The sequence below is a fragment of the uncultured Nitratireductor sp. genome, from assembly GCF_913053745.1.
Lineage (GTDB): Bacteria > Pseudomonadota > Alphaproteobacteria > Rhizobiales > Rhizobiaceae > Nitratireductor.
This window is the reverse complement of the sequence record NZ_CAJXGF010000073.1, coordinates 1-22,520: the sequence shown is the minus strand read 5'-3', so window position 1 is coordinate 22,520 and position 22,520 is coordinate 1. Positions and strand designations below refer to the sequence as shown.

19 protein-coding genes and 3 pseudogenes are annotated in these 22,520 nt (G+C 60.2%); 5 read left to right on the top strand and 17 right to left on the bottom strand.

What is annotated here, in order from left to right; translation table 11 throughout:
- Nucleotides 1-772: pseudogene (locus QZ638_RS23350) on the top strand (3-hydroxyacyl-CoA dehydrogenase NAD-binding domain-containing protein); the annotation flags it as partial.
- Nucleotides 773-784: 12 nt separating this feature from the next.
- Here the strand turns inward: QZ638_RS23350 and QZ638_RS13170 are convergent.
- Both QZ638_RS13170 and QZ638_RS13165 read right to left on the bottom strand, forming a co-directional pair.
- Nucleotides 785-1,477 (bottom strand): annotated as a pseudogene (locus QZ638_RS13170) (carbon-phosphorus lyase complex subunit PhnI); the annotation flags it as partial.
- A gap of 68 nt (nt 1,478-1,545) precedes the next feature.
- Nucleotides 1,546-2,154, bottom strand: a pseudogene (locus QZ638_RS13165) (FAD-dependent oxidoreductase); the annotation flags it as partial.
- Between the two features lie 229 nt (nt 2,155-2,383).
- Here QZ638_RS13165 and QZ638_RS13160 point away from each other — a divergent pair.
- Nucleotides 2,384-3,145, top strand: a complete 762-nt coding sequence (locus QZ638_RS13160) for an SDR family oxidoreductase (protein ID WP_295811161.1) — start codon at nt 2,384-2,386, stop codon at nt 3,143-3,145.
- Nucleotides 3,146-3,151: 6 nt separating this feature from the next.
- On the opposite strand, the gene QZ638_RS13155 is transcribed toward QZ638_RS13160, so the two are convergent.
- Nucleotides 3,152-4,219: a hypothetical protein gene (locus QZ638_RS13155; protein ID WP_295811159.1), complete on the bottom strand. Its 1,068-nt coding sequence runs from the start codon at nt 4,217-4,219 to the stop codon at nt 3,152-3,154.
- A 247-nt stretch (nt 4,220-4,466) separates the two neighbouring features.
- On the opposite strand from QZ638_RS13155, the gene rpsU reads away from it, so the two are divergent.
- The 3 genes from rpsU to QZ638_RS13140 all read left to right on the top strand — a co-directional run bounded on the left by rpsU (nt 4,467) and on the right by QZ638_RS13140 (nt 6,310).
- On the top strand, nt 4,467-4,694 hold the full coding sequence (gene rpsU, locus QZ638_RS13150; protein ID WP_006471186.1) for a 30S ribosomal protein S21: 228 nt from the start codon (nt 4,467-4,469) through the stop codon (nt 4,692-4,694).
- Nucleotides 4,695-4,836: 142 nt separating this feature from the next.
- A complete protein-coding gene (locus tag QZ638_RS13145) occupies nt 4,837-5,685 on the top strand; it encodes a tetratricopeptide repeat protein (RefSeq protein WP_295811134.1) in 849 nt (282 codons plus the stop codon).
- A gap of 139 nt (nt 5,686-5,824) precedes the next feature.
- Nucleotides 5,825-6,310 (top strand): DUF992 domain-containing protein, encoded by a 486-nt coding sequence (locus tag QZ638_RS13140; protein WP_295811131.1) that lies wholly within the window; start codon nt 5,825-5,827, stop codon nt 6,308-6,310.
- Nucleotides 6,311-6,367: 57 nt separating this feature from the next.
- Here the strand turns inward: QZ638_RS13140 and QZ638_RS13135 are convergent, their stop codons facing one another.
- The 14 genes from QZ638_RS13135 to QZ638_RS13070 form a co-directional block, all read right to left on the bottom strand.
- Nucleotides 6,368-7,765 (bottom strand): NAD(P)(+) transhydrogenase (Re/Si-specific) subunit beta, encoded by a 1,398-nt coding sequence (locus QZ638_RS13135; protein WP_295811126.1) that lies wholly within the window; start codon nt 7,763-7,765, stop codon nt 6,368-6,370.
- A 1-nt stretch (nt 7,766) separates the two neighbouring features.
- Nucleotides 7,767-8,192 carry a proton-translocating transhydrogenase family protein gene (locus QZ638_RS13130; protein ID WP_007008832.1) on the bottom strand — a complete coding sequence of 142 codons (426 nt, stop codon included), beginning with the start codon at nt 8,190-8,192 and terminating at the stop codon, nt 7,767-7,769.
- Nucleotides 8,192-9,517, bottom strand: a complete 1,326-nt coding sequence (locus QZ638_RS13125; protein ID WP_295811121.1) for a Re/Si-specific NAD(P)(+) transhydrogenase subunit alpha — start codon at nt 9,515-9,517, stop codon at nt 8,192-8,194. The genes QZ638_RS13130 and QZ638_RS13125 overlap by 1 nt, the downstream gene beginning before the upstream one ends.
- A gap of 81 nt (nt 9,518-9,598) precedes the next feature.
- A complete protein-coding gene (locus tag QZ638_RS13120; protein WP_295811120.1) occupies nt 9,599-9,826 on the bottom strand; it encodes an aa3-type cytochrome c oxidase subunit IV in 228 nt (75 codons plus the stop codon).
- Nucleotides 9,827-10,041: 215 nt separating this feature from the next.
- A complete protein-coding gene (locus tag QZ638_RS13115; RefSeq protein WP_295811117.1) occupies nt 10,042-10,881 on the bottom strand; it encodes an ABC transporter ATP-binding protein in 840 nt (279 codons plus the stop codon).
- A 66-nt stretch (nt 10,882-10,947) separates the two neighbouring features.
- On the bottom strand, nt 10,948-12,267 hold the full coding sequence (locus tag QZ638_RS13110; RefSeq protein ID WP_295811114.1) for an ABC transporter substrate-binding protein: 1,320 nt from the start codon (nt 12,265-12,267) through the stop codon (nt 10,948-10,950).
- Nucleotides 12,268-12,339: 72 nt separating this feature from the next.
- Nucleotides 12,340-13,416 carry a branched-chain amino acid ABC transporter permease gene (locus tag QZ638_RS13105; RefSeq protein ID WP_295811112.1) on the bottom strand — a complete coding sequence of 359 codons (1,077 nt, stop codon included), beginning with the start codon at nt 13,414-13,416 and terminating at the stop codon, nt 12,340-12,342.
- A 3-nt stretch (nt 13,417-13,419) separates the two neighbouring features.
- Nucleotides 13,420-14,379 carry a branched-chain amino acid ABC transporter permease gene (locus tag QZ638_RS13100; RefSeq protein WP_065815812.1) on the bottom strand — a complete coding sequence of 320 codons (960 nt, stop codon included), beginning with the start codon at nt 14,377-14,379 and terminating at the stop codon, nt 13,420-13,422.
- A 19-nt stretch (nt 14,380-14,398) separates the two neighbouring features.
- Complete coding sequence (locus tag QZ638_RS13095; protein ID WP_295811108.1) at nt 14,399-15,223, bottom strand: ABC transporter ATP-binding protein; 825 nt, start codon at nt 15,221-15,223, stop codon at nt 14,399-14,401.
- Nucleotides 15,220-17,196, bottom strand: coding sequence for an AMP-binding protein (locus QZ638_RS13090; RefSeq protein WP_295811105.1), 1,977 nt, complete (start codon nt 17,194-17,196; stop codon nt 15,220-15,222). Before QZ638_RS13090 ends, QZ638_RS13095 begins: the two co-directional genes overlap by 4 nt.
- A 246-nt stretch (nt 17,197-17,442) precedes the next feature.
- Entirely contained in the window at nt 17,443-18,117 is a 675-nt protein-coding gene (locus tag QZ638_RS13085; protein ID WP_295811101.1) for a Crp/Fnr family transcriptional regulator, read from the bottom strand.
- A gap of 59 nt (nt 18,118-18,176) precedes the next feature.
- Complete coding sequence (locus tag QZ638_RS13080) at nt 18,177-18,962, bottom strand: hypothetical protein (protein ID WP_295811096.1); 786 nt, start codon at nt 18,960-18,962, stop codon at nt 18,177-18,179.
- Nucleotides 18,963-19,126: 164 nt separating this feature from the next.
- The gene (locus QZ638_RS13075) at nt 19,127-21,433 is read right to left on the bottom strand and encodes an EAL domain-containing protein (protein WP_295811094.1); all 2,307 of its coding nucleotides are present in this window, start codon (nt 21,431-21,433) and stop codon (nt 19,127-19,129) included.
- Between the two features lie 92 nt (nt 21,434-21,525).
- A partial coding sequence (locus tag QZ638_RS13070) for a DUF6537 domain-containing protein (protein WP_295811091.1) occupies nt 21,526-22,520 on the bottom strand: 995 nt, incomplete at its 5' end.

The window sequence follows — 22,520 nt, the reverse complement described above, 5'->3', positions numbered from 1 at the left end:
GGCTTGTGATTACCGGATCGCGGATACCAGGGCCAGGCTAGGGCTGCCCGAAGTGAATCTTGGGCTGATTCCGGGCGCCGGAGGCACCCAGAGGTTGCCCCGACTGGCGGGGGTAAACCTGGCGTTGGATATGATCCCCTCCGGCAAGCCGATTGATGCACATCGAGCCGAATCCGAAGGGCTGGTTGACCGCCTGAGCGAGGGCAACCTACTCGAGAATGCCCTGGCCTACACCCGCGAATTGATTGAAGCGGGCGCGCCGGTGCGCAGCTGCGCCGACAGCCGGATTGATATGCACGTATTTCCGGCATCAGGCTTCGATGATTTCCGTGCCGCCATCGCCCGTAAAACCCGCGGTTTCTACGCACCCGAGCGCTGCATTCAGGCCATCGAAGCTGCCTGCAGGCTACCCTTGGCAGAGGGCCTCGCGCGCGAACAATTATTGTTCAGGGAATGCATGGCTACGCCCCAGGCTCGGGCGCAACAGCACCTGTTCTTCGCCGAAAGGGAGGCACTCAAGGTGCCCGGGGTCGACCCTTCGACGCCCGCTCGGGCCATTCGCTCGGTAGCAGTAATTGGCGCCGGCACCATGGGCGGGGGCATCGCCATGAACTTTGCCAATGCCGGGATTCCGGTCAAGCTCCTGGAACTCAAGCAGGAGGCTCTGGATCGCGGTCTGGACACCATCCGGACCAACTATGACATCTCCGCCCGCAAAGGGCGTATGACGGAGGCCGAGGTAGATCAGCGAATGGGCCTGCTCGAAGGCACCCTGAGCTATGGCGACCTCGCCGATGCGGATCTCGCCGACGAATGGGTGGGTACGGCCATAGCCGCGCTGCGTCGAATAGCCGAGCGCCAGCAGGAAGCCCTCGTCGCCGCGCGCCAGCGCCTGCAGCCGCGTGTCGCGCGCCATCGGGAAATCCATCGGCGTGCGCGTCAGGTCACCGATCTCGTCGCCCGGCACGTCGCCGTCTTCCTCGATCAGGCCTTCCTGCGCGAGAATGTCGGAGACGCGCATCACCGGCGTGTCGTCGCCCTCGCGGCGCTCCGCTTCCGCGACCTCCTCGTCGCCCGCCAGTTCCGGATCGAGCAGGCGGTGCGTGTAGTCGAAGGTCGGCCCAAGCATCTGGCCGCCCGGCAGGTCCTTGTAGGTCGCCGAGACGCGGCGCTCGACATGCATCGCGCCGGTGTCGATCGGCACCGAATAGCCGAAGCGCGGCAATGTCGTGCGGTAGGCGCGCAACAGGAAGATCGCCTCGATCAGGTCGCCCCTCGCCTGCTTGATGGCGAGGGCGGCGAGTTCCCTGTCGTAGACCGAGCCTTCCGCCATCACCCGGTCGCACGCCAGCGCCAGTTGTTCGGCGATCTGCGCCAGCGTCAGCGACGGCAGCGAACGGTCGCCGCGCCGCCTGTCGGCCAGGAGCTTGTGCGCGTTGTGAATGGCGGTTTCGCCGCCCTTGACCGCGACATACATGGTCAGGCCTCCGTTTCCGAGATGCGCGTGGTGCGCGGCAGGCAGGCCACCGCATCGGGCGCCGCCAGGATGATGTCGACGCCGCGCGCAGCCGCCGCCCGCGCATAACCCCAGGCAACCGCATCGTGACGCGCCGTGCCGCCGCGCCTTTGCAGCGCCGCGCCCATGACCGGATAGCGCGCCTCGCGCGAAATGTTGAGCGGCGGGCAATAGGCCTTCGCCGCCTCGGGCGTCAGCCATTCATTGTCCACGCCGTTCAGCCGGTTGGCATGGATATGGCGCTTGAACACCTGCACATCGTGCACATTGTGCGCCAGCATCATCACGCCGCGCGGTGAATACATGACGTTGTAGTTCAGATCCTGCGACAGTCCATCCCACAGCTTCACGGCGCAGTCGTAGATGCCGGCGCTTTCGTCATAGAGATAGTTGGAGCGAATGATGGTTGTGTTGCGGCCGGTGTTGCCACCGCCGAGCCAACCTTTCTCCAGCACCGCGACATTGGTGATGCCGTGCTCTTTGGCAAGATAATAGGCCGTGCCCAACCCATGCCCTCCGGCGCCGACGATGATAACATCGTAACTCTTCTTCGGCTGTGGAGAAGACCATTGCTCCGGCCAGCCCTTGTGGCCACGCATGGCCTCGCGGGCGATGGCGAAGACGGAATATTTGCGCATGAACCTCCCCGCAAAACACATATCGCGCCAGTGCCGGGCGCATCGGACAACAGCCTAGCAGTAGCGAAATCCGACGCAATGTCTTGCGCTGATTGCGACGGGTTTTGCCGTTTTGCGTAAAGCCTCGCCGCCGTTTCCTTCGTCCGTTTTCGGGTGGCTGGCCCGGGTCACACCTGAGAGTTTCGCGCCACCCCGGCAATGCGGGTGAAGCGAAACGAAAGGAAACGAGATGACATCACTGAAAAACAAGGTCGCCATCGTGACCGGCGCCAGTGCCGGTATCGGACGGGCGACGGCCAGACTATTCTCCCAACACGGGGCCAAAATTGTCGCCACCGCCCGACGGCAGGCCGAACTGGACACGCTGATCGGCGAAATCGAGGCGGACGGAGGCGAGGCCATTGCTCTGGCCGGAGATGTCCGCAACGATGCCCACAACCTGGAACTCGTGGCGCTCGCCGAAAATCGATATGGCGGCCTCGACGTTGCCTTCAACAATGCCGGCACGGTTGGCCCAATGGTGCCGATCGATGCGCTCGAGAAAGAGGATTGGGACGAAGTGATCGAAACCAATCTGACCTCTGCCTTTTCGGCGGCCCGATACCAGGTGCCCGCGTTAAGGCGCCGCGGCGGCGGTTCCTTGATCTTCACATCGAGTTTCGTTGGACACGAAACCGCAGGCATGCCCGGCATGTCGGCCTATGCGGCAGGCAAGGCCGGGCTCGTCGGACTGGTAAAATCCCTGGCATCGGAACTCGGACAAGAGGCCATACGCGTCAATGCCCTTCTTCCAGGCGCCACCGACACCTCGATGGCCACATTCGAGAACGACGAACAGCGCGCATTCGTGGAGGGTATGCATGCCCTGAAACGCATTGCACGGCCCGAAGAAATTGCGCAAACCGTTCTGTTCCTCGCGTCGGACGCATCGAGCTTTACAACCGGAACCGCGATGCTGGCCGATGGTGGCGTTTCCATCAGCAAGGTCTGATGGACCCTATGGATGCTGGCGGAATCGCTGCGCCAGCATCCAACCATGGATCATGAAGAGAAGCGCGATATAGAACTCACGAACCTCCGACAGTTCATAACCGTCAACCATTTCGCTGCCTCCGAAAAGGAAAATCAGTTTCGTAACAGCATAAACAAGCGCAAGCGCGATGGCCGCGCGACGCAGCTCGGGCGATTGCAGCCGACGGACGATATCGATGCCGATCATCAGACCCAGGAAATACCAGACCTGATAGGGCACGATGTTCCAAGCTTCATACATCAGGGATGCGATGGGAAGCGCCAACAATGCGAAGACACGCGGTGGCAAATAGGGTTCCACCTGAGCGAAGAAACCGCTGGCTCCGCGCGGCCAGCACCATGGCAGTACCACAAAACAGAAGATGGCACTCGTATAGTAAACGGCTTCGAACTGGTAGGTGTAGAAATTGTGGATGTTGGTTTCGTTCTGAACATTCCTGCTGAAAAGTTCCGGCGTTGACCAACCGAGCCAGTGCTGTCCCCAGGACATCTCCTCCATCAGAATGAAAAACACGGCAGCCGCCATGCCACCTAGCACATAAGGCGGCGGAAACAGCCCCAGGAGTCGCGGTCCAGTTACAGTGCGTCCCCACCACGCGGCCATCGTCAATCCGACCATCGCCGCGATCAGCAGCGCTTCCGTCGCCATGCCAAGCGGCTGCATCTCACGCACATAATCGTTCAGCGAGGTCGGTATGAAGTGCACTGCGGCCGCGACGGCCAGGAGAAAAACCACAGCCGCACCGATGGCCCCCATTGCCTGATTGTGGTCCGAGATATCCGCCCCCGGTCTGCGGGACACCGGCTTCAAAGCGCCGAAAAGCAGCAACGCAGCCACGAAGGACAAAACGATACGCGCACGGCCGAACGGCGTGAAATCCGGGTCTTCCTTACGAAGCAATCCATAACCGTGAACAAGTTCACCATAGACGGCCGAGGCCGCGACAAGCCCGAAAGCGCCCGCACCAAGGCAAATACGCGGGAAATACGCGCTCCATTGTCCCCGTGCCTGTCCCAAGACTCCCAATCCCATCACCCCCTCCATCACGGCAAAGGCCTCTGTCTAGGGAGCATCTCTTTTTTACGCGTTAACGGCGCGGCCGATCGTCGAGCGGAATGAAGGAAATCCGAAAAAAGCGCTCGACAGACAACGTCGCTTCTGCTATGAGCCAGCGCTATTCGTGGCTTAATTCCGCCACGGAACCCTTTGCCCATGGGCAAAGGAAAATCGAATTCAGCGTTTAACATACCGAAGACCAACGTTCTGACAGGAAGCACACGTGCAGGTACTCGTCCGCGACAACAATGTTGATCAAGCGCTTCGCGCGCTTAAGAAAAAAATGCAGCGCGAAGGCATCTTCCGCGAGATGAAGATGCGTGGGCATTATGAGAAGCCGTCGGAGAAACGCGCACGCGAAAAGGCAGAAGCCGTTCGCCGCGCCCGCAAGCTGGCCCGCAAGCGCGCCCAGCGCGAAGGTCTGGTCGGCGGCCGCGCCGGCGCGCGCTGACAGCGCCCATCTTTCGACGATTTCTGTCTGTAACGAACGCGGTACGATCTTTAGGTCGTGCCGCGTTTTTGTATATCCGGTGACTTTACGCATGGGGACGGCAATGGCTTGGTTTGGCTCTCGCGTTATGGCATTAGAAGCTATGACTTTTTTCCTGACGTCCTCGCCCCGCTTCCCACGCAACGCCCTTGCCGGCCTCGCGCTCGCCGCGCTTCTTCCGCTGGCAGCCTGTCAGTCCGGCACAAACCCCGCAACGGATTTGAGCCGGGTCGACACCGCGCAGGGGTCGGCCGAGAACATCGGCTCGCTCAGCTCTGTCATTGAACGTACGCCCGATGAACCGGAAGCCTACAACATGCGTGGCGCGGCCTATGGCCGTGCGGGGCGCTATCAGGATGCCCTGAAAGACTTCGACAAGGCAATCTCGCTGAACCCGCGCTCACCCAATGCCTATGCCAACAGGGCCCTGATCCATCGTTATATGGGCAACGATCAGCAGGCGTTGGCCGATTACAATCAGGCTATTTCGCTCGATGCCAATTACGATACCGCCTATATTGGGCGCGCGGAGATCTATCGCCTGTCGGGCCGTTCCACGGATGCCCTGGCCGACCTGGAGCGCGCCATCCAGCTCGACACAACGGATCCGCGCGCTTATTACCGTCGCGGTCTTCTCTACCAGGGAACCGGTCAGCACCAGTTCGCCATAGAGGATTTTGCCAAGGCGATCTCGCTCTCCCCGGACGCGCCCTATGGCTATAACGGACGCGGTCTTTCCTATCTCGCGCAAGGCGATGACGAGAACGCATTCTCCGACTTCAACACCGCCATACGGTTGGACGACGACCTGGCCGAAAGCTGGGCCAACCAAGCACTGGTCTACGAGAAGCGGGGCGACAAAGCCAAGGCGTCCAAGTCCTATTCGCGCGCGCTTCAGCTCGATCCCGAATACATGCCAGCTCGCGACGGACTGGCTCGCACACGCATTTGATCGCCTCACTTTTAGAAAGATCCCGTTCAGGCTTCGACCTGTCGGACCGCTTGGCGTTCACGAAAGATCACGAGAATTAATCTGGAACCTTCCTCTCGGTGACGGGTTTTGAGCCCGGACCAAGAAAGGAGTTCCAGCGATGAAAAAAGCAATCATTCTCGCTTCCGTCCTGACGGCTGCAGCCGCCACACCGGCACTGTCCCAAGAACGTGTCGAAGTCGGCGTGTTGGACTGCGTCATCGAAGGCGGAGGCGGCGTTGTGATCGCCTCTTCCCAGGAGCTGGCATGCACCTTCGAGCCCTCCGACGGAAACCGCCCACCTGAAACCTATGTGGGTGTGGTGAACAAGTTCGGTCTCGACGTCGGGGTCAAGGACGCCACGCAGATGCAATGGCTGGTACTGGCGCCGACTGCAGACGCTTATGCACCGGGCGCCCTCGAAGGCGATTATGCCGGTGTCAGCGCGGAGGTCGCAGCCGGCTTCGGCGCGGGTGCCAATGTCCTCGTCACCCAGGACAGCGAAAGTCTGATGCTTCAGCCGGTGAGCCTGGAAAGCAAGACAGGCATCAACATCGCCCTCGGCGTAAGCGAATTCCAGCTACGTTCGACGGCTGCTGCCGAGTGAGCCTTCCCTGCCCCCACCCGGCAACAAAAAGCCCGGCTCAAGCCGGGCTTTTTTCGTTTATTCGTCCATCGCCTTGACAATGTCTTCCGTCATTTTCTTTGCGTCGCCCAGAAGCATCATCGTGCCATCCTTGTAGAACAGCGTGTTGTCGATGCCGGCATAGCCGGAGCCGAGCGAACGCTTGACGAAAAGACAAGTGCGCGCCTTGTCCACGTCGAGAATCGGCATGCCGTAAATCGGCGAGGATTTGTCGTCGCGCGCGGCCGGGTTGGTCACGTCGTTGGCGCCAATCACATAGGCAACGTCTGCCTGGGCGAACTCGGAGTTGATGTCTTCGAGCTCGAACACCTCGTCATAAGGCACCTGGGCTTCCGCCAGCAACACGTTCATGTGACCGGGCATGCGGCCTGCAACCGGGTGAATTGCGTACTTCACCTCGACGCCGGCTTCCTTCAGCTTGTCGGCCATTTCACGCAGCGCATGCTGCGCCTGGGCGACGGCCATACCATAGCCCGGCACGATGATGACCTTCTGCGCGTTGGCCATCAGGTAAGCGGCGTCGTCGGCCGAGCCCTGCTTGACCGTGCGGTCCATATCATCGTCGGCTGCGGCCGCCGTCTCGCCGCCGAATCCGCCGAGAATGACCGAGATGAACGAGCGGTTCATGCCCTTGCACATGATGTAGGACAGAATCGCACCCGAGGAGCCGACCAGCGCGCCGGTGATGATGAGCGCGAGGTTGCCCAGCGTGAAACCGATGCCGGCTGCTGCCCAGCCCGAATAGGAGTTGAGCATCGACACGACGACCGGCATGTCTGCACCGCCGATCGGAATGATGATGAGAACACCCAGCACCAGCGAGGCAATGACGATCAGCCAGAAAATCGACGTGCTCTGCGTGGTGACCAGAAGCACGATCAGCACGACCAGCGCAATGGCCAGGCCCGCATTCACCACATGGCGCATGGGCAGGAGGATCGGCTTGCCGGACATGCGGCCATCGAGCTTCAGGAAGGCGATGACGGAGCCGGTGAAGGTAATCGCGCCGATAGCAACGCCGAGCGACATCTCGACCAGCGCCTGCGCGTGGATCGCACCCAGCGTGCCGATGCCGAAACTTTCGGGCGCGTAGAGCGCTGCGGCGGCCACCATCACGGCGGCCAGACCGACCAGCGAGTGGAAGGCGGCCACGAGCTGTGGCATCGCGGTCATGGCGATGCGCTTGGCGATTACGGCACCGATGCCACCGCCAATGGCGAGGCCGAGCACGATCAGCACGAACCCGCCAAAGGAGGGCGTTGCGTAGAGCAGCGTGGTGCCGATGGCGATGGCCATGCCGACCATGCCGTAGACATTGCCCTGACGGCTGGTGGTGGGATGCGACAGGCCTCTCAGCGCGAGGATGAAGAGAATGCCGGAAACGAGGTAGAGGAAGGATGCAAGATTGGCGCTCACGTCACTTGTCCTTCTTCTTGTACATGGCCAGCATGCGGCTGGTCACGAGGAAGCCACCAAAAATGTTCACCGACGCCAGGATGAGCGCGATGAAGCCGAAGCCCGTGGCGAGCCCCGAAGCGGAGATGCCCACAGCGAGCAGCGCACCGACCACGATCACCGAGGAGATCGCGTTGGTGACGGACATCAGCGGCGTGTGCAGCGCCGGCGTCACCGACCAGACGACGTAGTAACCGACGAAAATCGCCAGCACGAAGATCGCGAAGCGGAAGACGAATGGGTCGATCGCTCCGCCGGATGCGCCATGCGCAAGCGCGCCGGCGGCATCGGCGACTTCAGCCGCCTGCATGCCTTCAATGGCGGCGCGAACGCTTGCCGCTGCGCTGTCGAGCTGGTCGAGCGCCTTTTCGAGTGCGGTTGGTTCCATCAGGTTTCTCCCCCCGATTTGATTGCGGAAGGCTTTTTGGCGGCGCTCGATGCGCCGGCCGACCTGGCCGCAGTTTTCTTCGTCGCCGTGCCCCCTGCAGCCTTGGCTGCGGGCTTGCGTGCCGGGGTCTTTCCGGTTGCGGCCTTGCGAGCCGATGCCTTGCGGACCGGCGCTTTCTTCGCGGCAGCGGGCTTTGCGGTGTCGACGAAATTGGGATGAACAACCTTGCCGTCATGGGTCAGCATGGTGGCTTTCACCAGCTCGTCTTCCATGTCGACGGCGAGCTGCTTCTTCTCCTTGTCAACCATGGTCTCGAGGAAGGTGTATAGGTTCTTCGCGTAGAGCAACGAGGCGGAAGCGGCCACGCGTCCCGGCACATTCAGATGACCGACGATCTTCACGCCATTGGCCGTGGTCACGATCTCACCTGCTTTCGCGCCTTCCACATTGCCACCACGCTCGACCGCCAGATCGACGATGATGGAGCCCGGCTTCATGGACTTGACCATGTCGGCACTGACAAGGCGCGGAGCCGGACGGCCCGGAATGAGCGCCGTGGTGATGACGATGTCCTGCTTGGCGATGTGATCGGCAACGAGTTCGGCCTGCGCCTTCTTCTCTTCGTCGGTCAGCTCGCGGGCATAGCCGCCTTCACCCGATGCGTCTTTCAACGCCTCGGTCATAATGAACTTCGCGCCCAGCGACTGCACCTGCTCGCCCGCAGCCGCGCGAACGTCGGTCGCGGTGACGACCGCGCCCAGACGGCGCGCCGTGGCGATGGCCTGAAGGCCTGCAACGCCTGCGCCCATGACGAAAACCTTGGCGGCCGGCACGGTGCCTGCCGCCGTCATCATCATCGGCAGCGCGCGATCATACTCGGCGGCCGCGTCGATCACGGCGCGATAGCCGGCCAGATTGGCCTGCGAGGACAGAACGTCCATCGACTGCGCCCGCGTTATGCGCGGCATGAATTCCATGGCGAAGGCCGTGACGCCCGCCGATGCCATGGCCGCCACGTCGGCTTCGTTGCCGTAGGGATCCATACTGGCGAGAACCAGCGCGCCCTTCTTGTAGGTCTTGACCTCGGCCGGCGTCGGGCGGCGCAATTTCAGGACGATATCGGCCTTCCCGGCATCGGATGCCTTGCCGATCTTCGCACCCGCTTTTTCAAATTCGTCATCGATAATACGCGATCGCCCGCCTGCGTTTTTCTCGACGACAACGTCGAAACCCAGGCCGGCAAGCCGTTTGACCGTTTCGGGAGAGACCGCGACTCGACTTTCCGTAACGTCAATTTCTTTAGGCACAAATATGCTTTGTCCCACCGTCATATCCTTTCGGTTGGACCGTCCTCCCGGTCACGGGGCTGCGCCGGCAACCCCGTCCCCCATGACAACCGGCTCTGCCTAGCGCAGCAGCCAGGCGCCGATCACCGAGATCAGAATGAAGAGAACGGTGCTGGAGAAAAAACCAGCGGAAGTGAAGAAACCAAACGCCATTGCCACCAGAACGGCGACAACCACCAAGCTTGAATATTTGATGACGGCCAGGAAGAGATCGTAGGTTTTCTCGTGCTCGGTGTAATCCATTTCTGCACCCGTTTCGGCCGGAGTGGCCGGCGTGTTCTCTGCCATCACAAAACCCCGTGGGAATAGAATTGGTCTTGGGAGATAGCGAAAAGATGGCTCAAGGGCAATGGGAGGATTGCCGCATGAACAATCGGATGCGGTTTCAATCGGTTTGGAAGAACCGTTTGCCAGAAATTGGTACGGTTTCAGAAAATACGTTGCCTTATCCGGGAGAACGCCCGTGCGATTTCCGATAAACGACAAAGACGCAGAGCAATGGATCAGGAAAGCCAGCGCTTGCGGCGCTTGTAATGCTTCACATTGCGGAAGGAGCGCCGCCCTTCCCCGCCGACGCCAAGATAGAATTCCTTCACGTCTTCATTCTCACGCAAGGCTTTCGCTTCGCCATCGAGCACCACGCGACCCGATTCCAGAATGTAACCGTACTTGGCGTAGCGCAGTGCCACATTGGTGTTCTGTTCCGCAAGCAGGAAGGAGACGTCCTGCTCTTCGTTGAGCTGCTTGACGATCTCGAAAATCTCCTCGACCAGTTGCGGCGCAAGCCCCATGGACGGCTCATCGAGCAGGATCATCTTGGGCCGCGACATCAAAGCCCGGCCGATCGCCGTCATCTGCTGTTCGCCACCGGACGTGTAGCCGGCCTGCGAGCTGCGGCGTTCTTTCAGGCGCGGGAAATAAGTGTAGACCAGATCGAGATCCTCGCGGATCGCTGCCTGCCCGTCGCGCCGGGTGAAGGCGCCGGTCAGGAGATTGTCCTCGACCGAGAGATGGCCGAAACAGTGCCGTCCCTCCATGACCTGAATGCAGCCGCGCCGCACGAGATCATTCGGCGAAAGGTTCTGCACTTCGCCACCACCGAACAAGATCGAGCCCTTGGTCACCTCGCCACGCTCGGCGTGAAGCAGATTGGAGATCGCCTTCAAAGTCGTGGTCTTGCCGGCGCCGTTAGCGCCCAAAATGGCCGTGATGCCGCCGCGCGGCACTGAAAGCGACACGCCTTTCAAAACCAGAATGACGTGATCGTAGATAACCTCGATATTGTTGACCTCGAGGATCTGCTCCACGGTATCCGCCGAAGGTGCCGGTGCTGTCGTCGTCATGCTTCACTGTCCCGATTTCGATGAAGCGCCGCACCCCGAACCAGAGGGAGCGGCGCTCTTCAGTGCCTACATCTCGCACTCTTCATTGATCGGCCAGGGCGCATTGGCCTCTGAATACTCCTTGGCCTTTTCGGTTTCGAGAGGCTCGATCTCCGCCCGATCGGGCGTCAACAGTTCCGATGCCTTGACGAACTTGGCACCGTCCCACTCGAGCATCCAGCCACCGCCATGGCCAGTATGATCGGAACAGGAGGTGCTAAACGGCACAAGCATGCCTTCCGCGCCAAGCTCTTTCAGGCGGGCTTCATCCAGCTTGATGTTCTCCAGCCCCCAGCGCAGTTGCTCAGGGCTCGGCGAACGCACATCGAACTCGTCCTGCGCGGCCTTGATGCCTTCGACGAGGATCACGGAGATCATCAGACCGCGCTGGTAGAACACGGAATCAAACTCGCCTTCGGACTGGTTGATCTGCGACTTGCCGGCATCGACCACGTATTGCTTGATATCGGCCATGAGCGGGGATTCGGAATTGGGCACGCTCCAGGAAATGGAGCGATAACCCTTGCCCTGCTCGCCCACCAGCTTCAGGTCGCCATCATGGCCCGACCACCAGACACCGACGAACTGGTCCATCGGGTATTTGGTTTTCACGGCTTCGGTGATGGCGCCGGCGTTCATCGCACCCCAGCCCCACATGACGACGAAATCGGGCCGCTCGCGGCGGATTTGCAGCCACTGCGCCGACTGGTTCTGCATCTCCGTCAGACCGACCGGGATCGGAACGAGTTCGAAACCGTGTTTCTCGGCCAGCACCTCAAGTAGGGGAAGCGGCTCCTTGCCGAACGGATGATCGAGATGCAGGAAGGCGATCTTCTTGTCTTTCAGACTGTCGAGATTGCCATCCGAAATGTTCTTCAGGATCATCGACGCGCCGTCCCAATAGGAAGACGGCGGGTTGTAGGCCCACTGGAACACCTTGCCGTCGGCCATGGGCGAGAAGCCGTAGCCCGGCGCCAGGATCGGTATTTTGTCGACATTCGATTTCGGCAGCACCTGTAGCGTGATGCCGGTGGACCAGGGCTGCGTGACCACGGCCCGCGCCTTGGTCTTCTCGTAGCACTCCACGCCCTTCTCGGTGTTGTAGCCGGTCTCGCACTCGTCATATTCGAGTTTGACCCCGTTCAACCCGCCATCCCGCTCGTTGAGCAGGGTGATGTAGTCGCGCTGACCGTTCATCAGTGGCGTGCCGGTGGCCGCGAAGGGACCGGTCCGGTAGGCCAGGTTCGGAATGTAGACGCTTTCGTCCTGCGCGATGGCAGGCCCGGTGAGGCCAACGCCCATCATGAGCGCCGACGACAGGATCGCAGTTTTGAGCATTCTCTTCATACTGTCTCCTCCACTTGTTCCGTTCTCCGAAAGGAAGGGGCGAACACTCCCCGTCTCACGCACCTTGCCCGCCTAGTGCGGGAAAGGCCACAGAATGAACTTTTCGCGGATCATCGCCCAGAACCGCGCCAGACCGTGCGGCTCGATGATGAGGAAAGCGATGATGAGCGCCCCGATAATCATGATGTTCAGATGCTCGACCATGGCGGAATCGACCGGGATGCCGAAAGCCTGCGGCACGCTGCCGATGATGACCGGCAGCGCAACGATGAGGATCGCGCCCAGAAAGTTTCCGAGGATCGAGCCAAGACCACCGATGATGGCGATGAACAGGACGCGGAACGAGAGCGGAATGTCGAACAGGTTCGCTTCCGCCGCACCGCGCCACATGAACACGAACAGCGCACCGGCAATGCCCACCACATAGGACGACACGAAGAAGGCCATGAGCTTGGTGTGCATCAGGTTGATGCCCACAAGCTCGGCGGCGATGTCCATGTCGCGCACGGCCTTCCACATGCGCCCGATGCGGCCGCGTGTGATGTTGATGGCAAAGACGGTGATGACGCAGACGACGCAAAGCACAAAGTAATACTGGGTCATGGCGGTCGCGCGTGGCCCCGCCACGGTGATGCCGAACATATCGATGTTGGGCACCTGGATCGCGCCGGAGGCGTTGTAATTGTAGAGCCACGCCCATTTCTGGAACAGCCAGACAAGAAAGAACTGCGCCGCCAGCGTGGCAATGGCGAGATAGAACCCCTTGATGCGCAGCGACGGCAGGCCGAACAACACGCCGATGGCGGCGGAGAAAAAGCCGGACATCGCAATGGCCACCACAATGTTCATCTCCGGAAAGATGGACACGAGCTTGTAGCAGGCATAGGCCCCCACGCCCATGAAAGCGCCGGTGCCGAGCGACAATTGCCCCGCATAGCCGGTGAGGATGTTGAGACCGAGTGCTGCCAGCGAATAGATGAGCACCGGGATCAAAAGCGCGCGAAACGTGAACTCGCTCGCCGTGACCGGGAACACGATGAAGGCGAAGACCAGTATGACGCCAAGCAGGATGGCATCCTGCCGCACCGGAAACAGCGCGTGATCGGCTTCATAGCTGCTCTTGAACTGGCCTGCTGTGCGATAAAACATGGATTACACCCGCTCGATGATTTTTTCGCCGAACAGCCCCTGCGGGCGGAAGAGAAGCACCAGAAGGGCCAGCATATAGGCAAACCAGGCTTCGGTGTTGCCGCCGAGCAGCGGCTGGCCCCAATAGATCTCGAAGAGCTTTTCCAGAATGCCGATGGCCAGCCCGCCGATGATCGCGCCCATGACGCTTTCCAGACCGCCGAGCATAAGCACCGGCAGCGCCTTGAAGGCGATCACCTCCAGCGCGAAGGACACGCCGGCCCGCGCACCCCAGACAATGCCCGTGGCAAGCGCGATGACACCGGCGATAAACCAGACGATGACCCAGATGGTGGACAGCGAAATGCCGACCGAAAGGGCAGCCTGATGGTCGTCGCCAAGCGCGCGGATGGCACGGCCGATCTTGGACTTGTTGAGAAAAACGAGAAGTGCTGCCACCAGCACCATGGCGCCGATCACCGCCGTCAGGTCTTTTTCCTCGATGGAGACGAAACCGCCAAAAGGTTCGAACACGATGCTGCCGGTGGGGATGAACAGCTGCTCGGTGATCATGACCTTGTTTTCGCCACCAAAAATCAGTTCGCCGAAGCCGATCAGGAACAGGGTGATGCCGATGGTGGCCATAAACAGGATGATGTCGGGCTGATTGACCAGCGGCCGCAGCACCACGCGCTCGATGGTCATGGCAAGAACCAGCATCACGGCCAGCGTGAGCGGTAGCGCAAGCAGGGCCGGCACGCCCTTTTCATAGAGGCCCACCAGCGTAAGCGCGGCGAACACCACCATAATGCCCTGCGCGAAGTTGAAGATGCGCGAGGATTTGTAGATCAGCACGAAGCCGAGCGCGATCAGCGCGTAGAGCACCCCGCCGACAAGCCCTTCCCAAAGCACCTGGAGCAGGAAATCAGGGGCGGCGGCCATATCGGCGAAGGGCTGCACCAGAACATCGTTCAAGAATTCCATGTGTTCCTCCCCTCGCCGCTCAATGCGGCACGCCCAGATAGGCGTCGATCACGTTCTGATTGTTCTTCACCTCGTCGGGCGAGCCGTCGGCGATCTTCTTGCCGTAATCGAGCACCACCACGCGGTCGGACAGGTCCATGACCACGCCCATATCGTGCTCGATCAGCGCAATCGTGGTGCCGCGCTGCTGGTTCACATCGATAATGAAGCGGCTCATGTCTTCCTTTTCTTCAAGGTTCATGCCCGCCATGGGCTCGTCGAGAAGAAGAAGCGTCGGCTCCATGGCAAGCGCGCGGCCAAGTTCGACGCGCTTTTGCAGGCCATAGGGCAGCTTGCCCACCGGGGTGCGGCGAATGTGCTGGATTTCCAGAAAGTCGATGATCTCCTCGACCTTCTCGCGGTGCTCGATTTCTTCGCGCAGCGCCGGGCCGTGCCAGAGCATCTGCCAACCGATGTTGCGCTTCATCCTGACCGAGCGACCGGCCATGATGTTGTCGAGCGTCGACATGCCCTTGAAGAGCGCGACATTCTGGAAGGTGCGGGCGATGCCCTGTCCCACTGCCTGATGCGGCTTCATGGAGCGGCGCTCGCGCCCGCGAAAGACGATGGTGCCTTCCTGCGGCGTGTAAAACCCGTTGATGACATTGAGCATCGAGGTCTTGCCGGCACCGTTGGGGCCGATGATGGCGCGGATTTCGCCCTTCAGCACATCGAGCGAAATGTCGGTGATCGCCTTCACGCCGCCAAAGGAAAGCGAGACGTTTTTTACGTCGAGAAGCACCCCGCCCCTGGCGATGCCATCGTCCGGCGCGGTGAGCTCACTGGGATCGGGACGCGGGTTCATTCGGCAGCCTCCCGGACGTTTTCGGCCGGAACCGCGTGGATCTCCGCATCGACGATCTGAACCGTGGCGCGGATGATGCCCTTGCGGCCGTCCTCATAGGTGACTTGCGTTTCCACGAACTTCTCCGACGAGCCATCGTAAAGCGCCTCGATCAGTTCGCCATAGCGCTCGGCGATGAACTTGCGGCGCACTTTCTGGGTGCGGGTCAGTTCGCCATCGTCGGCGTCCAGTTCCTTGTGCAGAACGAGGAAGCGCCTGATCTGGGAGGCCGCCATCAGCGGCTCGCGGGCGAGCCTGCGATTGGCCTCGTTCACATGGGCTGCGATGGTCTCGTAGACGCGCGGATGCCCGGCCAGTTCCTGATAGGACGCATAGGCGATGTTGTTGCGCTCAGCCCAGTTGCCGACCGCCTGCAAATCGATGTTGATGAAGGCCGCGCAGAACTCGCGCCCATGGCCGAACGCCACCGCCTCCTGAATGTCGGGGAAGAATTTCAGCGTGTTCTCGATGTATTTCGGCGCAAACAGCGCGCCATCGGAGAGCTTGCCGACATCCTTGGCACGGTCGATGATCTTGAGCTGGCCGTCCGTGTCGAAGAACCCGGCATCACCCGTATGCACCCAGCCATCCTCGGTCTTGGTTTCGCGGGTGGCCTCGTCGTTTTTATAGTAGCCGACGAAAACGCCAGGCGAACGGTACATAACCTCGCCGCTCTCGGCGATGCGGATTTCCACCTCCGGCGATGGCAGGCCCACCGTGTCGGGACGGATTTTCCCATCCTCCTGCGCGGTGATGTAGACCGTGGCTTCCGTCTGGCCGTAGAGCTGTTTCAGGTTCAGCCCCAGCGAGCGGTAGAAGGAGAAAAGCTCCGGCCCGATGGCCTCGCCCGCCGTATAGCCGACCCGCATGTTCGAAAAGCCCATGCGGTTTTTCAGCGGGCCATAGACCATAAACTCTCCGAGCCCGTATTGCAGCCGGTCGAGAAGCCCCACCTGCTCGCCGTTCAGAATGCGCTCGCCCACCTTTGCGGCATGGGCGAGGAAATAGTCGAACATCGCCTTCTTGAGCTTTCCGGCATCCTCCATGCGTACCATGATCGAGGTCAGCATGGCCTCGAAGACGCGCGGCGGCGCGAAAAAATAGGTCGGCGCGATCTCGCGGCGGTCCTCGTTCACCGTTTCGGGGCTTTCGGGACACGCGACGCAGAAGCCCGCCGTGTAGGACTGAGCGTAGGAGAACAGGTGATCGCCCACCCATGCCAGGGGCAGATAGGCTATGATCGTCTCGTTTTCGGTCAGATTGTCGAAGGCGTTGCCGTTGATGGCGGAGCGCACGAAATTGTCGTTCGACAGCATCACGCCCTTGGGGCGGCCCGTGGTGCCGGATGTGTAGAGCATGACCGAAAGGTCGGCGCCGCGCCCCTTTTCGATCTCGGCCAGCCAGTTGGCATTGGCTTCCGGTTCCTCGGCGAAACGGCGCAGGCCCGTATCGCGCACGCCGTCATAGGCATGAAGATGGGTGTGGTCGTAATCCCTCAGACCGCGCTCCTCGTCATAGACGATCTCGGTCAGGAGCGGCACCTCTTCCGAGATGGAGAGCACCTTGTCGACCTGCTCCTGATCCTCCACCACGGCGAAGGTGACCTCGGCATGGTTGAGCACATACGCCATCTCTTCGGCGACGGAATCCGCATAGACCGGCACCGGAACGGCGCCCAGAGACTGGGCGGCGGCAAAGGTCCAGTAGAGCCTTGGTCGGTTGGAACCGATAACGGCGATCTTGTCGCCGCGCTTCAGGCCAATCGACTGGAGGCCCAGCGCAAAAGCCCGCACTTCTTCGAGCTGCTCCGCCCAGGTCCAGCTCTGCCAGATGCCGTAATCCTTGAAACGCATGGCTGGGCGATCGCCAAACCGGTCGGCGTTCAAGAGCAGATATTTGGCGAACGTATCCTTCGACGCGTCGGTGTGCGCCAAGTCGCTACCTCCCACTGTCAGCGGTAGACCCGCCGTTGTTCCGGTTCCTCCCCGAACCGGACCTGTTGATTGAATCGAGGGTTCCACGAAACCCGCGACCATTCAACACGCCCCTTGACAGACACAGGGCCAAGTTGTCTTTATACTAACGGATTTATGTGCGCGGATGCGAGTATTCGGAAAGCATCAAGCGCGTGTTCCGACTAAAGTCTAAGCGACAGTCGAGATCGAAAAACCGCCGGGCGATCATGAATCGTAGCGGCTCAACGCGCTTGCATCGACGACAGTGATACGTCCGTGCTCCGCTTTCAAAAGCCCTTCGTCTTCCAGCGCGCGCAAGGCGCGGTTGACCACCTGACGCGAAACGCCGGCAAGAAGGCCGAGTTCTTCCTGACTGATCTCGATCGTGGTTCCCGCACGCGGATAGAGCGTGCGATTGAAGAACCAGGACAAATTGCGCGCGACACGCGCGGTGGGGCCGAGGATGCGATCATATTCTATGGTGGCGATGAACTGCCCCATCCGTTCGTTGAGCTGACGAACGAGAAAACGGTTGAATCCGGTGCTGTTCTCGAAGAGCCACAGAAAGCTGCTGCGCGACAGCATTGCCAGGCGGGTGTCGCGAATCGCCACCACATCGTACTGGCGCCGCTCACCCTTGAGCACCGATCCCTCGCCGAACCAGCCGCCATCCGTTACGCCGGCAAACGTCATCGCCTTGCCCGCCGCCGAGATGGCGCTGATCTTGATGAGGCCATCGGTAACGCCGGTCCAGTGATCGAGCCGATCACCACGGTGACAGATATAACTTCCCTTCGAGAACGACCGCTCACTCAAGCCGCGCCGTGCCCGCTCAAGCTCGTCATCCGTGAGCTCGGCAGCCCAAATGGCGTCCAAGGCGATGTCCCGTTTCGTACTCATGTCTTTTCGATAGCCCGACTGCCGGCCAGCGACAAGCTGCGATCCCGCGAAGACCGGTGTCAGGCGGCGTGGCGCAAATACTTGGCCGTCGGCAGTACGGTCAAGGGCGCTGTATGCCCCGCGTCCGTGCGCTCGAACAACAGTTTCTGCTCCGATCTCGTCGACAGGAAGAACGGAAACCGCTCAACGATGGGACCGAATTCCTTGGAACAAACTCCACCAAACAGCATCAACGGGATGCTGATCGGCGGATAGGAACGTTCGGGACTCATCTGGCGCGCTCCGAAAATCCGGCGGTAGAAAGCGGTGTGCTCCTCGCGGATCAGGCATGCGCAATAAGTCGAGCGAAAATACTCATAGGCGGCGATGACCAGACGCAGCGAAACATAGGGCAGCGCCCGGTATTCACGCGCAATGTCGGGATCCGCGGCCAACATGCTCGGATTGATGCAGGTATCACCCTGCTCGATGAGCGGCGACATGATATCGCCGAAACCTTTCGTCACCGGGCCGAGCGGGTTCTCTTTGTCAATCTGATGAAGGCGCACGGTACTGACAAGGCGCTTATCTATATAGACAGCGAAGTTGTAACTGTTGGGCAGGTCATCGAGATCGTCCTTGACGATCTGTCGACCGGTCTTCGGCACAAAGCCGTGTGCCCGATATGATCGGTAACGCAGATGAAAAATCTCTTCGCGATCTTCGCCGCTTTCGCACCGGCGATATTCGGTGCGCTCCAGAAGCGCCATCACGCCATCGATGAAGCTCGAGGATTTTTTCGCCGGTTCGCGAACAAAACGTTCTGCTCCCGGGTTCAGGCCGACCAGGCCGGTACTCGTGACCATTGCCGCATGCCCCACGTCGACTTCTACCACCTCTCTTACGTTACAAGCGTAATCACCTAACCGGCGATGTAAAGCTGAAAGCCGTATGAAATTAATTTAGGCTTTGTTAACCTTAACAGAAAGTTTCGGAATAATGGGATTGCATGTAAAGAATGCGGGAAAAGTCAAATAGATGCGCGGGTTTTTGTGGTTGCGTGTTCAGGCGTGAAAGGCCGTTTCATTTCAGCCATGGTCTCTATGCCGGATGCCGTTAAAGCCGGACCGAACAGAAAACCTTGAAGTAAATCGGGCTTCACCGAGCTTTCGAGAAGTTTCAACTGATCGAATCGCTCCACACCTTCCACGGTGACCGAAAGCCCCAACTTGCGTGAGAGATCCACGACCCCCTGCAGGAGATGAAGCGACCGCTCTCCTTCTTTCAAGTTGGCGACGAAGCTCCCGTCGATCTTTATCTTGTCGAGGGGCAGTGTGTGGAGATAGCTGAGTGAGGAATACCCGGTTCCGAAGTCGTCGAGTGCGACGCGAACACCGAGCTTCTTCAGCGTATTGATGTATCGCACGGTCGCCTCTGTGTCGTTCAGGAGCGCCGTTTCCGTAACCTCAATCTCAAGCCTGTCGGGCACAAGCCCCGCCCCTTCCAGAGCACGCTCCACCTTGCCAATAACCTCGCTGGACCGGAAATCTTTCGCCGAAAGATTGACCGAAACGCCCACATGCTCCGGCCATTTCGCACATTCCTTGCACGCGGCTTCGAGAACGATGGAGCTGATTTCGGAAATCAGGCCCATCTCTTCCGCCAATGGGATGAAGACCGCCGGCGAAACGAGACCGAGCTCCGGGTGATCCCAGCGGCACAAAGCTTCGCAACTTGCCACCCGCATGGTGGATGCATCGACAATCGGCTGATAGACGACACGGAGATTGCGCGCTTCGATGGCGCTGCGCAAATCCGCTTTCATCACCTGCCGGTTGCGGAACGCGACATCCATTTCCGTTTCGAACAAACTCCAGGCATTCTTGCCCAGTTCCTTGGCCTTATAGAGTGCCAGATCCGCCTTAACGATCATCGCATCGACGTCGCTGGAGCGCACCGGAACCACAACGGCGCCGCCGCTTGCCTGAATACGCATGGCGTGACCGGCCACATCGACTTCTCCGGAGAGCGATGAGAAGATTTCTTCGAACTGCCGGGAAAATTCGCCCTCGTCCGCGACCTGGTTGAAGTAAATCATGAATTCGTCGCCGCCGAAGCGACTGATACGAACATTCGGACTCTCGAAGACTGAGAGGCGTTCGGCCACGGCATAGATCAGTCCGTCACCGACCGGATGGCCGAGGGTGTCGTTTACGGTCTTGAAATCGTCGAGATCGAGAACGGCGAGGCCGCAAAGCCTGTCCTGGTTCCCCGCAGCCATCGCCTCCGTGACCTTCTCGTGAAAATAGGCCCGGTTGGGCAGGCTTGTCAGGCTGTCATAACGCGCCATGAAGCGGATCTTTTCTTCTGCCTCTATACGGCTCGTTACCTCCTCGAAGGTCAGAACGCCCACCTCGTCATGTCCCTCGCGAGCCGCGAACTCGAAGTGGCGGCCATTGGTCATGCGAAGCAGGACTTTGCGATTGCGCCCTTCGCGCAAAGCACGCGAGAGCTGCTCTTCGGCATAGGCATAATCGCGTTCCGACAACAGACCGCTCGCCACGCCCCGCATCAAAAGGGACTTCAACGTGCGCCCCAGCATCTGTTCCGGCGACTTGAAACCGAGCATTTCCGCCGCCTGGGTGTTGCCGACGACCACACGCTCCTCATTGTTCAGCATGAGCAGCCCGTGGTGCATCGTGTTCAAAGCCCTGTCAAAGCGCTGCGCCAACCGTGTGGAGCGCTTCTCCTCGCTAATGGCCGTGAAGAGAACGGTGCGGACAAGGTCGGCCATTTTTGTCACGACCAGCATGAATGGCGCGATGAAAAGGCCGAGCACGAAATGATAGAAATCGCCCTTCAGCATCAATCCGAGCGCCATCGGAAACACGATGGTCAGCGTCAGGATCGACACCATTTTATGCGAGCCGTAGTTACGCCCGGCAATGGTTATCGTGCCGCTGAGGATTGCAGATACAGCAGCGAGTTCGCTGAAATTGTCATCCGCCCAAACGATGGAAAAGAAGCCGAACGCTCCAACGACCAGCCCGTGGACGCTGCCCCACCAGAGATATCGGGATTCCCAGGCAAGTGCTGATGGATAGTCGGATATCAGGGCATGATCGACGCGCGTAATCTTGAAATACCGCCAGACCCCGACGATGAACATCGCCGGCCCGAAAACGAGATGCGCCACCTGACCGGTCTTATAGTATAGAAGCAGTGCGATCAGGCCATAGCAAGCTGCGCCAACGGGGAGCACGCCGACGTCTTGAAATAACGAACGGATGTACCCGACATAGACGTCTTCCGGAATGCTATTTTTGCTGTTTTTCACTGCATGAGCCCGATTGACGGGCGAAGATATGCCATAACAGCATTAAGAAAGGTTTATTATGGTTTTCTCACCCTCGGCCGAAGGAAAGCCGGCTATTCTGCGGCTTTCAGGACTGGATCCTCTTCGCCACCGTCTTCAAGACGGCGGATAAGCCTGGCCCGCTCCTGCGCTGCCTTCTCGGCGCTGGCTTCCTTGATATGGCCGTAACCGCGAATGAGGGCGGGGACGGAGGCCAACGCCGTTGCCGCGTTCATTCGTTCAGGAGAAAGCATCGCCTCGATACGCTCCAGATCGCCCTCATAATCGGCAAGCAAACGCCGCTCCATCCGACGCTCTTCGGTGCGACCGAAGACATCGAAAACCGTGCCACGCAGGCCACGCAGGCGGGCGAGGATCCGGAAAGCCGGCATCATCCACGGACCAAAGCTCGATTTCCTGGGGTGCCCGGCAGCGTCGCGGCGGCCGAGAACCGGCGGAGCGAGATGAAACTCCAGACGGTCGTAGCTCTCGAACTCGGCGGAGAGCTGACGCTTGAAGGTTCCGTCCGTGTAAAGCCGGGCCACCTCGTATTCATCCTTGATGGCCATAAGCTTGAACAGGTTGCGGGCAGCGGCTTCCGTCACCGCTGTGGAACCGGGCGTCGTTTCTTCCTCGGCGGCACGCAGCCGGGCGATGCGCGCGCTATAGCGCTCCGCATACGCCTTGTTCTGATAGTCGGCTAGAAAAGCCGCACGTCGAGCGATCACATCGTCCAATGTTTGCGACATGGGCTGACGGACATCGCCATTGGATGACGTCGCAACGAGACGGCGCACGTAATCGGGATCGTGTGCCGCCCGGCGCCCCCAGCGAAACGCCGAAACATTCATGGGAACCGCCTGGCCGTTAAGCTCGATCGCCTTTTCGACGGCTTCCGCCGAAACCGGAAGTCCGCCAAACTGATAAGCCATGCCCAGCATGAACATGTTGGCGGCGATGGCGTCGCCCAGCAGCGCGGTTGCCGTCTCGGTCGCCTCGATGGTCACAGTGTTGTCGGGGCCGGCCCGGGTCTTGATCGCCTGGATCAGCCGCCGGGTCGGCAGGGTCA